The organism is Mesorhizobium sp. B263B2A, from assembly GCF_020165775.1.
Taxonomy (GTDB): Bacteria; Pseudomonadota; Alphaproteobacteria; order Rhizobiales; family Rhizobiaceae; genus Mesorhizobium; species Mesorhizobium opportunistum.
Genome location: NZ_JAIUIU010000003.1, coordinates 317508 through 328497 on the forward strand (window position 1 = coordinate 317508; position 10990 = coordinate 328497).

The following is a 10990-nucleotide window of genomic DNA, read 5'->3' on the forward strand; positions in this document are numbered from 1 at the left end:
AATTGGTATGTTATCTCCCAAACTTGCCATAGCCCCTATGATGGATCGGGCAGATACATAAATAAAATCAGCTAGTTACGAGCTTCTGTGTGCAAAAATCGCACACGAAAGTTCTGCTTCTCTTCTTTTTTCGTTCCCACGATGGAGCCGCCGATAGCCCTTTTGGGATGCTCTTGTGCCGACGGCATTCGCCTCCCCAATGCGGCTGTTCGCCGGATTTCCGTCGAACCTCATTGGCCCGCTCCAGGTGTCCAGCTGTGCAGCTTGACCGGCTCAATGAAAGCTTTTCGAACGTTCAGGGGTGGCGCGCTTGAACACACAGCCAAGCGTCACGACGGGCCGCTATGGGATCATGTCACTCGGCGTGGTCAAGCAGCGCGTGGAGCTTGTGAATTCGATCTGCTATCCGGCCAGAAGCATCTACACAAGCGAGAGGTTGCCGGCTTAGCGGATCGCCTTCCTCATTCCAGCGGCCGCGAAGAACAGCCAGCCAATGACATGTCGGAAGAAATAGATGCACGAGCCCCAAATCGCTAAGCATCGCAACCACGAATAGCTTCTCACCGGAAGAAACATCCTTCACGAAGCATGGGGGCGACAGGCATAAATCCAACCATAGTGAAGGCCCAGCTACCCCCCCATTGTCGGGATGACGTTACGAACCGCAGTGCCGCACAGAGCAGCAGCCCTTAGCCGGCCGTTCTACGCCCCGTCTGCATCGTTTCATAAGCGTGATGCTCGAACTGGCTCCGGGCGTTCTCGTGCCGCGTCAGGAAACAGAGTTGCTCGCGAAGGGCGAAGACGAACTGCTACCTGACGGCGGCAGAGGCCATTGAGTTCGGCCTTATCTCGGAAATCCTCGATTGAAGCCCTGCCGCAAACCGGAGCGCCGCTCATCAATCGCCCTCCTGTTTGCGATGGCGGTGTTTTTCGATTTCCTCGGGCTCTTCATCGTCGATGCGCGTGATGTTGGAAGCATTGTGATCTGATCGCAGGATCTCGTCCAGTTTGGCGTGGATGGCCTGGGTATCGCGGTGCTCTGCTCGCTGAATGAACAGCGTCATGGCCCAGGTGAACAAGGTGGCCGCTCCATGCCAGTCCAGGCTCTGTCGCTCGAAGATCATCCAAAGCACCGCATAGACCAACAAGATCAGGAATGCCGCGGGACGAGAGGTCAATGTGCCGATTGAGGTAAGCACGCGGGTGACGGGATGGTTGGTCATCCCAAAGAACTTGCGGCGGCGAGCCTTGTTCCCGAGCGCAGTACATTGCGCCGCCATGAGCCTGCCAGGCGCGACAGGCTGGTTGACAGGATGATGGTTGCCGATCGTGCCTAGCTACAACGCTGGCCATGCGATTGCCGGGCGCGCAATCATCAGCCAGAAAATGGCGAGGACCGCGCCGAAAGCCGGGAAGCCGAAGACAAACCAGCGTCTGAACAGTTGATTGTAGCGCTCGGGCGGGGCCTGGTTGGATAGGGCGGCCTGTGTCGCCAGATTTCGCATCTCGATCTGCATCCACACGACAGGCAGCCAGAACACGCCGGTTGCGATGTAAAGCAGGATCGAGAGGTCGATCCAGCCTTCGGACAGTGAATACCCCGCAAGCCAAGCAAGGCCTAGTCCGGTCAGAGGTTGTGCGACAACGGCCGTAGCCGTGAACAGGAAATCAGCCAGGACGACAATGCGGGCGACGGCGGCGATCGTCGCGGCGTTTCCGGTCCGGTGTGCCATAAGCATGAAAAACGCGATGCCGGCGCCAGTCCCGAGCAACACAGCCGCACCGATGACGTGCAGGTATTTGAGCACAAAGTACATCATCAGCGTTCCTCCAGAATGGCCAGCGCTGCAAAATGCAAAACGAGGATCGGGAAGATTTTCAACAGCGGCCCGAGTGGCTCGTACCAAAGATCCGGCCGCAGAATGCTCCCAGCGATCGCATAGAAAAGCGTTACCGCGATAGCGCCGAAAAGACCAAGCCGGCTGGTTGGACGCCAAGCGATAAACGCCCCCACGACCATGTCAGCCAGCGCGCCGGCGACGACCGCCGGTTCGGCCAAGGCGCCGGCAGCAGTGCCAATCAGCAAGTCAACTCCGCTGCGCCAGCCGACGGTGAGGGAAATGATACCGGTCAAAATCCAGAAGAGCGGCAAAACGACAAACAGCGCCGGCTTCACAAAGTAAAGACCGGCGAACCATCGCTCCTGCACCGTCGCAGGATTTAGACGTAGCGCGGCTGTAAGACTAGATGGCTGAATGGCGGTCACCCTCATCCACGGCTGGGGATCGCCGACAGCGCCACGCATGATCTCTTTTGCAGCATTGGTGCGCATCGGCGGGCGCCAGCCTAGCTGAGCCGCGGCATCCCCCAACCTGTACAAGGTAGCTGCGGTCCAATTGGGCAAGATGAACTCTTGAGCACTGCTCCATCCGAACCAGCGGCGATAGCAACCCACGACCTCTCTCATCGAAAGCGCCTCGGGCCCAACCAGATCAAGTGTGAGGCGCGATGGACTGCCGGGTTCGAGGAAAAAGAGAACGGTGGAGATCACGTCATCGAGCTGAACGACCTGGAGCCGGCCCGTGTCGGGCATCACAGGCAAGAGCGGCAAAGCCGCGAGGCCGCGAAAAAGCGCACTGGCGCCGAAAGCCGGCCTTCCCAGAACTACCGATGGGCGCAGGATCACCCAGTCAAGACTGCGCGCCATCAATGCTTCATCGCCGGCGAGCTTGCTGATGGAAAAGGCGGACGGCTGCTGGCGATCGACCCCGATGGCGGAAAAGTGGATAACCTTGTTCACACCTGCCTGCTCACACGCGATGAAGAGAGCCGAGGCGCCGGTCGAATGGACATGCCGGGTGTTTTCCCGGGCACTATCCTGCAGAACGCCGGCACAGTTTACGACAGCGTCCACACCGGCCAGATAGGGCGTCCAATCCTCAGGTCGCAAGGCCCGCGCCATATCCAGAGAAATTGTTGGGATATCCGGGTGGACGCCAGTACCTGGGCGGTGAAGCACGCGAACTACCTCATGTTCCTCACCTGTCAGGCGCGCGCAAAGCGCGTCCCCAATCAGACCCGACGCGCCGGTGACGAGAACTTTCATTCCTTCCTCCCGCCGTTCGCCGGCGCGTGCGCCTTCATAGACCCGGCCACCGCGCCGGAGAGAACTTGATCAAGGCCGAAGCCAGCAGTGTCACACCGGTGGAACAAGCTCCAGGCGACAATGCAGCGAAGAGTGGCCGGCGGTAGAGTGCGTTCGCATCTGCAGGTCTACTTCATCGACATTTCGGCGCCGGCTTGGCGCAATCGCGCAGGTCGTTGTGAATGTGAGTTGCAGCCGTGGCGGCATGTCCGAACGAAACGGCAATTTGATTGAGCCCCTCCGCCACGTCACCGATGGCATAGAGCCCTGGCGTTGAAGTCTCAAGGTGCCGATTGACCAGGACATAGCCCTCTTCGTCACGGATAGCCCCGAGCGCAACCGCGAGTTCGGAGCGTACGTCGCAGCCCATGGAGGGGTACACCACATCAATGTTGCGCAGCGGGGCGCCCTCGGCCATGACGACATCGAACCCGGTTCGTCGAGGGATCAGGTCATCGACAGCGTCCCAGATTTCTACTCCGCCTGCCAATGCGACGTCGCGGGCAGCCTCGGAAACATCATCCGGGTGGTTGGCGAGCAAGGCAACTCGACTGCCATATTCCTTCAGGAACAGAGCCTCCCTGACGGCGAGATGCTCCGGGCCAACGACGCCGATGCGGCTGCCCCTGGCCTCATACGCATCGCAAACCGGGCATAGTCTGACAATGCCATCCGCGATCGCCTGCTGCAGTCCTTTAATCGAAGGTGCCTTGTCCACAATGCCCGTTGCCAGAATTACGCGCCTTGCTTGGACCATCCCGCAGGCCGTCGTCAGAAGAAAATATCCCTCGCGTTTTTCGGCGTGAGCTACGTAACCGTCGGCGACACTCGCCCCGTATAGACGTGCTTGGGCTCGTAGGCGGCCGAGCAGTTCTTCCCCGTTGATGCCGTCGGGGAAGCCGGGACAGTTATGGCATTTTGGAATGAGCTTGGCACGCGCATCCCCCGCGTCGAATGAGATCACCGAACGCAGAAACCTGGCCAAATACGTGGCTGCGGCGAGCCCTGCTGGGCCCCCCCCGACGATAGCAACGTCAAAAATTTGTGAGCCGGAAGAACATGGCATAGCGCCCAACCCACGCGAAACAACCTTGTTCCACGTGGTGTCGAATGGACACCCAACAAGAGCGAGCCTTGAACCGAGGCATAAACGTCGTAGCTGCCATCCCGTGAATACAGCGCCACCAGGAAAGTGAAGCCGTCATGAAACTTCGGATCACCGCCGTGCTTAATCTGGCGAAAGGGTCTGAGATGAGCGCGACCAGAGAATCTTTTGAAAATTGGTTACAGGAGAACGTCGGCACCCTTCCTGGCAGAGAGGAAGTCAGCGTCACGGTGCTCGCCCAGCAATTCGAACAGGATGCCGAGGTGGCTGGTTACGGGCACGACGTAAGGGAGGACGAACTCGGAAACATCGAGGATGCTATCGAGCAAACGATAAAGAACGCCGCGGTGCAGAGCCTGAGATCCGAAGGGGACGATCTGGCGCCTGTGATGGACGCGCTGGAGGTCGATGATCCCAAGAGGGGGCCGTAGGCCCTAACAACCGCCTTCCGTTCGCCTGACCAATCCCGCGGGAGGTGGCATAGCGAGGCCCGTCTCGTAATGGGCGCCAGGTCAATTCCGAGTTAGTTCCATGCACCGTAGAGGAACATTCCTGTCGCCAAGACGTTAGCTGAGTTCCTTCACACCGGTGCTGCTCCGTGTTAACTGCGAACCTCCCAGGCGAATGGCTCACCCGGCACGAACAGGGCCACATCTCGCGGCGGACGGCTCTTGCAGGTATCGGTTGCTGGCTGCTGGCTGTTTCCTCGGAAGCCGAGGCACGGCCACAGCCGCGCGTGCGGTTTGGCGTGCTGGGATATGGCACCGCTGCTTGGGAAGTCGACGTCATGCGGCGGCACGCGTTGGACACTGCATTCGGAGTATCAATCGAGGCGCAGCGGCTTGCTGGAGCCGAAGCGGGCAAGACCGCATTGTTGGCGGGCAGTGTCGACGTTATCGTTTCGGATTGGGTGTGGGTTATGCGCCAGCGGAGCGAAGGCGCCGATCTGGTCTTCTATCCCTATTCTCGTGCCGTCGGCGCATTGGAACTGCCACAAGGTTCGCCCATCCGAACTCTTGCGGACCTCAAGGGCAAAAGGCTGGGGATCGCGGGTGGGCCGCTGGACAAAAGCTGGATTCTGTTGCGCGCGCTCGGCCTCCGTCAGGTGAAGCGCGATCTTGCTGAAGAGGTGTATCCGGTGTTCGGCGCGCCGCCTTTGTTGGAGCAGGAATTCCTGGCGCGGCGACTGGATGGCCTGCTGACATTCTGGAATTTCGCCGCCCGTCTCGAATCGGGGGGAGCAAGGCCTCTGCTCAGCGTCGCGCAAGTGCTGCAGGGGCTTGGCGTATCCAGGGAACTGCCGATGCTCGGCTACGTCTTCCATGAAAGCTGGGCCCGAGCCAACCCGATCGCCCTCGCGCGATTCACGAACGCCACTGTGGCGGCGAAGTCGCTGCTCGCGTCCTCGGACGACGAATGGCGGATGCTTGCGCCGCAATTGGGCACTGACGATCTTCACCTCCAGGCGGCGCTACGCGACGCTTATCGGGCCGGAATCCCTCGTCGCTTCGGCAAAGACGAACGTGATGGCGCGGCGCGGTTGTTTGCAATTCTGGCTGAATTGGGCGGCGAGGATCTGGTCGGCAAGGCAACGAGCTTGGATCCCGGTGTTTTCTGGCCCATACTGGCTTGAGCTGGCGATCATGACCGAGGTCTCAGCCATTACCACCAACATTCAGCGTTGGCAGTCCGCTGCGGCATTGCTTGCCATGGTGCTTACCTGGCAGATCGCGGCATCGATTGCCGCCAATAGGCTGTTTCCCGGTCCGGTCCAGGTTGTGTCGGTTCTCTTGCACGAAGCGGTTCGGGGCGAGCTGCTGTACCATCTCGGCATCTCGCTCGCCCGCGTCGCCGCAAGCCTTGGGGCGGCAATCCTGATCGGAGCGGTCCTTGGCTATGCGGCAGGCCGCTCGCGCAGGGCCGACGTCTGGATGAGGCCTTGGATCGTGTTGCTCCTCAACATGCCGGCGCTGATCACCGTCATCCTGATATATATCTGGCTGGGCCTTGCCGACACGGCGCTTGTCCTGGCCGTCGCGCTCAACAAGATCCCCAATGTTGTGGTGACTATCCGTGAAGGCGCCGGCCGGCTAGACAAGGACTTTGCCGAAATGGCCGAGCTCTATCGTTTCGGCCGCGCTGCGATGCTGCGGTATGTCGTGCTGCCGCAACTGGCGCCTTTCTTCCTGGTCACCCTGCGCAACGGGCTGGCACTGACGTGGAAGATCGTGCTGCTCGCCGAACTGCTCGGCCGCTCCAACGGCGTCGGGTTCCAGCTGCAGGTCTATTTCCAGAACTTCGACGTCACCCACATCCTTGCCTATGCCATCAGTTTCGGCGTCGTGATGCTTGCCATAGAGTATGGGCTGCTTGTGCCGTTGGAACGCCGTCTGCTCGCATGGCGACGCTGATGCTCAGGATCAGAATCGAGGAGAAGACTTTCCCGGGTGACGACGGCCAACACCGGACGATCTTTTGTCCGCTGTCGCTCGATATAGCCGACGGGCAGGTCTGCGTCCTGACCGGCCCGTCCGGTGTCGGCAAGTCGACGCTGCTGTCGATCGTTTCGGGGGTCGACGGCGAATTCTCCGGCAGCGTGAGCGGCCGCGCGCTTCCAGTAGGCATGCTTTTCCAGACGCCGAGGCTGCTGCCGTGGCTCACCGCCTTGCGCAATGTCGAACTCGCCGTCCCGGGCCACGCGCCCGATGCCGCCCGGTGGCTCGCCGCTGTCGGCTTGAAAGGTCATGAGCAGGATTTTCCGCAACGTCTCTCGGGCGGCATGGCGCGGCGCGTAGCGCTCGCCCGGGCGCTCGCCGTCGAGCCCGCGCTCCTGCTCCTCGACGAGCCGTTCGCATCACTCGACGAGGCGACGGTGCAAGCCATGCGCCGCCTGCTGCAGGATAGTTTCGCCAAGCGGCGCCCCACCACGCTGCTGGTCACCCACGATCTTGCATACGCCTCGTCGCTGGGCGACCGGGTCATCGTTCTGGAAGGATCGCCGGCGCGCATCGTGCGCGATGTGGCAATCTCACGTCGCGATGAAGCCGGATCGTCGCGCTTTAGGCTGGGAAGTCCGGTACAATGAGACTGGTGCTGGCCCTTCTCTGTCTTCTGTTGATCGCCGGCCCTGGCGCCGCCGAGGAACAGACGATGCTAATCGGCTATATCGGCCAGCAGCGCAAACCGGCTCTGCCCTTGGGACCCCTTGACGAAACCGTCGCCGATGATGGCCTGCAAGGCGCAAGGCTCGGTATTGCCGACGACGACAGCACCGGCCGGTTTCTTGGGCAGAAATTTCGGTTGGAGGAAAGGATCCTGGCGCCCACTGAACCTCCGGCCGACGCGGTAAGGCAATTCGCCAATGCCGGCATCGTCTTTGTCATTGCCGATCTCGATGCCGGTCAGCTTCTGCAGGCCAGTGCCGCGCCCGGAGCCGAGCGGATGACGTTGCTCAACAGCCGAGCGCCGGACGACGTGCTGCGCCAGCAGGATTGCCGCAGGAACGTGCTGCACACGATTCCGAGCCGCGCCATGCTCGCCGACGGGTTGGCGCAATATCTCGTCTGGAAGCGGTGGCAGCATTGGTTCCTGCTTGTGGGGCCGCACCCGCAGGATCAGGCCATGGCGGCGGCTTTTCGAAGGGCGGCGGCTCGCTTCGGAGCCGAGATCACGATCGACCAGCCGTGGACGTTCAGGCCCGCCAACGGACGCGCCGATACCGGGCACGTCACGCTGCAAACCGAAATACCCGCGGTCACGCAGGTCAGCGACTATGATGTGCTCGTGGCCGCCGACGAGGCGGATGAATTCGGCGCCTACCTCGAGGGCCGCACCGCCCTGCCGAGGATCATCGCCGGCACGCAAGGGCTGGTCGCGACCGGCTGGAGCCCCGTGAGCGAGGAGTGGGGCGCAACTCAACTGCAGGATCGTTTCCGCAGGCAGGCGGGGCGGTGGATGCTGCCCAGCGACTACGCCGCCTGGCTCGCGGTACGCAGCGTCGGCGAGGCAGCGACGCGTCTGCACAGTCTCGATCCCGCGGCAATCGGGAGATACATGCGCGGCGACACGTTTCTTCTCGCCGGCTTCAAGGGGCAGGGGCTCAGTTTCCGTGCCTGGGATGGACAGATGCGCCAGCCCATCTTGATCGCCGGGCCGCGCCTGCTGATTTCCAGCTCGCCGCAACCGGGCTTCCTGCATCAGCGCACGCCGCTCGATACCCTGGGCATCGACCTGGAGGAGAGCCTATGCAAGTTCTGATGGCGCTGTTGCTGGCGTCGTTCGCACTTCCTGCTCCCGCCGCCGCCGAGACCATCTACGTGTCCAACGAGCAGGACAATACTGTCGCGGTCGTCGATGGTGCGACAATGACCATGCTGGCGACGATCGACGTCGGCCGACGTCCGCGTGGACTGGCGCTTTCGGTCGACAACAAGGCGCTGTTCGTCGCGGAAGGTGACGACAACCGCATCGACGTGGTCGACGTCGCGACGCGCCGGATGGTCGGGCAGTTGCCCTCGGGAGCCGATCCGGAATTCTTCGTGGTCCATCCGGACGGCAAGCGGCTGTTCGTGGCCAACGAGAACGACAATCTGGTGTCGGTAGTGGACATTGCCGCCGCCAAGGTCATCGGCACGGTCGATGTCGGCGTCGAACCGGAAGGCATGGCGGCCAGCGCCGATGGCCGCTATGTCGCCTGCACGTCGGAGACCACCAGCATGGTCCATCTGATCGACGCAGGCACGCTCGAACTGGTCGACAATCTGCTCGTCGACACCCGACCGCGAGCGGCTTCATTCTCGCCGGATGGTAAGCAATTGTGGGTCTCGTCGGAGATACGGGGCACCGTCACCGTCTTCGACACGGCAACGCGCGCGCAAACCGGCAAGATCGAGTTCGCGGTGCCGGGTATCCGACCCGAGGGCGTGCAGGCGGTCGGCTTGGCCATTTCGCGCGACGGCGCGACCGCCTACGTGGCGCTTGGACCAGCCAACAGGGTGGCTGAAGTCGATGTGAAAACGCTGACGGTCCGTCGGCTCTACCTTGTTGGCCTACGGCCCTGGCACGTTGCGCTCTCCGCCGACCAGAAGCGTCTGGTCAGCGCCAACGGCAATTCCGGCGACATCTCCTTTATCGATATCGAGAACCAGGAGGTGGTGAAATCGCTGCCGGTAGGCCGCGGTCCATGGGGCGTGGTGATCGGCCCATGAACGTCTTGTCGGTCGAGCATCTCAGCCACAGTTTCGGAAGCCGGCGGGTTCTGGACGAGGTGTCGTTTTCGGTGCCGGAGGGCGGGATGTGCATTCTGCTTGGACGCAACGGCGCCGGCAAGACGACATTGTTCTCGCTTGTCACCGGGCTCTATCACGCCCGTGCCGGGTCAGTCCTTGTCCTTGGCCATGCGATGAAGGCGAGCCCGTCAACCGCTCTTGCTCAAATGGGTGTTGTCTTCCAACAGCTGACGCTTGACCTCGACCTGACGGCCGGCGAGAACCTGCGCTACCATGCTGCCCTGCATGGGCTCTCCAAGGCGTTGAGCAAAGAGCGATCCATTGAGGAGCTCAGCCGGCTCGAAGTGGCCGACAGGATCGACGATCCTGTCCGCGCGCTTTCCGGGGGGCAGCGTCGCCGTGTCGAGATCGCACGCGCTCTGATGCATGACCCACGCCTTTTGCTGCTGGACGAGCCGACCACCGGGCTCGACGTGCCGGGCCGCCGCGCGCTCGAGCGGCACGTAAGGGAGCTTTGCCGTGAGCGCGGCATTGCTGTTCTGTGGGCAACGCATTTTCTGGAGGAACTAACGGCCGATGACGATGTGGTGGTGCTGCATCGAGGAACAGTACGCTGGGTCGGCCGCGCCGATCGCCTCGCTGCCGATCTCGGTGTCGCCAGCACGGCGGAAGCCTTCGCGTTGCTGACGGGGGCCGAATGAAAACGTCTCACGCCGTGCGGGCGCTGAACGGTATCCTGCGCAGGGAGATGCTACGCACGCTGCGGCAACGCGGCCGATTGCTCTCAGCGATGGTAAGGCCGCTTGTCTGGCTGGCGATCTTTGCCGCCGGCTTCCGCTCCGTTCTCGGCCTGTCGATCACGCCGCCCTACCAGACCTATGTGCTCTACGAAGTGTATGTGGTGCCCGGGCTGGCGGCCATGATGCTGCTCTTCCACGCCATGGCGAGCTCGCTGGCCATGGTCTACGACCGCGAGATGGGCAGCATGCGCCTGTTGCTGACGGCGCCGTTGCCACGCTGGTACCTGCTTGCCGCGCGGCTGCTGGCCAGCGTCATTGTCGTCATGCCTCTGGTCTATCTATTCCTAGTTATCGCGCGCTATTGGGACGTCCGGCCGCCGGCTCTCGGCTATGTCGCGGCGTTTCCGGCGCTCTTGCTGTCGGGCCTGATGCTTGGCGCCTTCGGATTGCTCGTATCGTCGGTCTCGACGCAAATGGAGAACTTCGCCGGCGTGATGAATTTCGTCATCTTCCCGATGTTCTTTGCTTCGACGGCGCTCTATCCGCTGTGGCGTCTCGCCGAGGCGGGGCCGGTCCTGGCAACGATCGCCGCGTGGAACCCGTTCAGCTCGGCGGTCGAGTTGATCCGCTTTGCGCTGTATCTGCGGTTCGATGCCGCTTCAGCCTTAGTCGTATTCATCTGTCTGCTCGCGTTCTTCCTCGCTGCCGTGGTCGGTTATGACCCCGGTCGCGGCCTGTGGTCGCGGCGCCCCGGAAGCTGAACGATAAACTG

12 protein-coding genes are annotated in these 10990 nt (G+C 61.9%); 8 read left to right on the top strand and 4 right to left on the bottom strand.

Annotated elements, in window-relative coordinates; genetic code table 11:
• Positions 1–896 precede the first annotated feature (896 nt).
• From LB568_RS08780 to LB568_RS08795, 4 genes are all read right to left on the bottom strand, one after another.
• The gene (locus LB568_RS08780; protein ID WP_140569884.1) at positions 897–1223 is read right to left on the bottom strand and encodes a low affinity iron permease family protein; all 327 of its coding nucleotides are present in this window, start codon (positions 1221–1223) and stop codon (positions 897–899) included.
• Between the two features lie 114 nt (positions 1224–1337).
• The gene (locus tag LB568_RS08785) at positions 1338–1820 is read right to left on the bottom strand and encodes a DUF2269 family protein (RefSeq protein ID WP_224729874.1); all 483 of its coding nucleotides are present in this window, start codon (positions 1818–1820) and stop codon (positions 1338–1340) included.
• A complete protein-coding gene (locus LB568_RS08790; protein ID WP_224729875.1) occupies positions 1820–3106 on the bottom strand; it encodes an SDR family oxidoreductase in 1287 nt (428 codons plus the stop codon). Before LB568_RS08790 ends, LB568_RS08785 begins: the two co-directional genes overlap by 1 nt.
• Before the next feature lie 172 nt (positions 3107–3278).
• Positions 3279–4211, bottom strand: a complete 933-nt coding sequence (locus tag LB568_RS08795) for an NAD(P)/FAD-dependent oxidoreductase (protein ID WP_013895454.1) — start codon at positions 4209–4211, stop codon at positions 3279–3281.
• A gap of 137 nt (positions 4212–4348) precedes the next feature.
• Between LB568_RS08795 and LB568_RS08800 the strand changes: the two genes are divergently transcribed.
• From LB568_RS08800 to LB568_RS08835, 8 genes are all read left to right on the top strand, one after another.
• Positions 4349–4681 (top strand): hypothetical protein, encoded by a 333-nt coding sequence (locus LB568_RS08800; RefSeq protein ID WP_224729876.1) that lies wholly within the window; start codon positions 4349–4351, stop codon positions 4679–4681.
• Between the two features lie 167 nt (positions 4682–4848).
• Entirely contained in the window at positions 4849–5883 is a 1035-nt protein-coding gene (locus LB568_RS08805) for an ABC transporter substrate-binding protein (RefSeq protein WP_013895456.1), read from the top strand.
• Positions 5884–5893: 10 nt separating this feature from the next.
• Positions 5894–6661, top strand: a complete 768-nt coding sequence (locus LB568_RS08810) for an ABC transporter permease (protein WP_013895457.1) — start codon at positions 5894–5896, stop codon at positions 6659–6661.
• Positions 6661–7335, top strand: coding sequence for an ABC transporter ATP-binding protein (locus LB568_RS08815; protein ID WP_224729877.1), 675 nt, complete (start codon positions 6661–6663; stop codon positions 7333–7335). Before LB568_RS08810 ends, LB568_RS08815 begins: the two co-directional genes overlap by 1 nt.
• On the top strand, positions 7332–8507 hold the full coding sequence (locus LB568_RS08820) for a branched-chain amino acid ABC transporter substrate-binding protein (RefSeq protein WP_224729878.1): 1176 nt from the start codon (positions 7332–7334) through the stop codon (positions 8505–8507). Before LB568_RS08815 ends, LB568_RS08820 begins: the two co-directional genes overlap by 4 nt.
• Positions 8495–9457 (top strand): PQQ-dependent catabolism-associated beta-propeller protein, encoded by a 963-nt coding sequence (locus tag LB568_RS08825; protein ID WP_140569539.1) that lies wholly within the window; start codon positions 8495–8497, stop codon positions 9455–9457. Before LB568_RS08820 ends, LB568_RS08825 begins: the two co-directional genes overlap by 13 nt.
• A complete protein-coding gene (locus tag LB568_RS08830; protein WP_224729879.1) occupies positions 9454–10179 on the top strand; it encodes an ABC transporter ATP-binding protein in 726 nt (241 codons plus the stop codon). The genes LB568_RS08825 and LB568_RS08830 overlap by 4 nt, the downstream gene beginning before the upstream one ends.
• The gene (locus LB568_RS08835) at positions 10176–10979 is read left to right on the top strand and encodes an ABC transporter permease (RefSeq protein WP_224729880.1); all 804 of its coding nucleotides are present in this window, start codon (positions 10176–10178) and stop codon (positions 10977–10979) included. The genes LB568_RS08830 and LB568_RS08835 overlap by 4 nt, the downstream gene beginning before the upstream one ends.
• Positions 10980–10990 lie beyond the last annotated feature (11 nt).

What these genes read in the sequence shown, in the direction of transcription:
- LB568_RS08780 (WP_140569884.1), bottom strand. Translation starts at nt 1,223, where the DNA reads ATGACCAACCATCCCGTCACCCGCGTGCTTACCTCAATCGGCACATTG.
- LB568_RS08820 (WP_224729878.1), top strand. Translation starts at nt 7,332, where the DNA reads ATGAGACTGGTGCTGGCCCTTCTCTGTCTTCTGTTGATCGCCGGCCCT.
- LB568_RS08830 (WP_224729879.1), top strand. Translation starts at nt 9,454, where the DNA reads ATGAACGTCTTGTCGGTCGAGCATCTCAGCCACAGTTTCGGAAGCCGG.
- LB568_RS08810 (WP_013895457.1), top strand. Translation starts at nt 5,894, where the DNA reads ATGACCGAGGTCTCAGCCATTACCACCAACATTCAGCGTTGGCAGTCC.
- LB568_RS08800 (WP_224729876.1), top strand. Translation starts at nt 4,349, where the DNA reads ATGAAACTTCGGATCACCGCCGTGCTTAATCTGGCGAAAGGGTCTGAG.
- LB568_RS08815 (WP_224729877.1), top strand. Translation starts at nt 6,661, where the DNA reads ATGCTCAGGATCAGAATCGAGGAGAAGACTTTCCCGGGTGACGACGGC.
- LB568_RS08785 (WP_224729874.1), bottom strand. Translation starts at nt 1,820, where the DNA reads ATGATGTACTTTGTGCTCAAATACCTGCACGTCATCGGTGCGGCTGTG.
- LB568_RS08825 (WP_140569539.1), top strand. Translation starts at nt 8,495, where the DNA reads ATGCAAGTTCTGATGGCGCTGTTGCTGGCGTCGTTCGCACTTCCTGCT.
- LB568_RS08835 (WP_224729880.1), top strand. Translation starts at nt 10,176, where the DNA reads ATGAAAACGTCTCACGCCGTGCGGGCGCTGAACGGTATCCTGCGCAGG.
- LB568_RS08790 (WP_224729875.1), bottom strand. Translation starts at nt 3,106, where the DNA reads ATGAAAGTTCTCGTCACCGGCGCGTCGGGTCTGATTGGGGACGCGCTT.
- LB568_RS08795 (WP_013895454.1), bottom strand. Translation starts at nt 4,211, where the DNA reads ATGCCATGTTCTTCCGGCTCACAAATTTTTGACGTTGCTATCGTCGGG.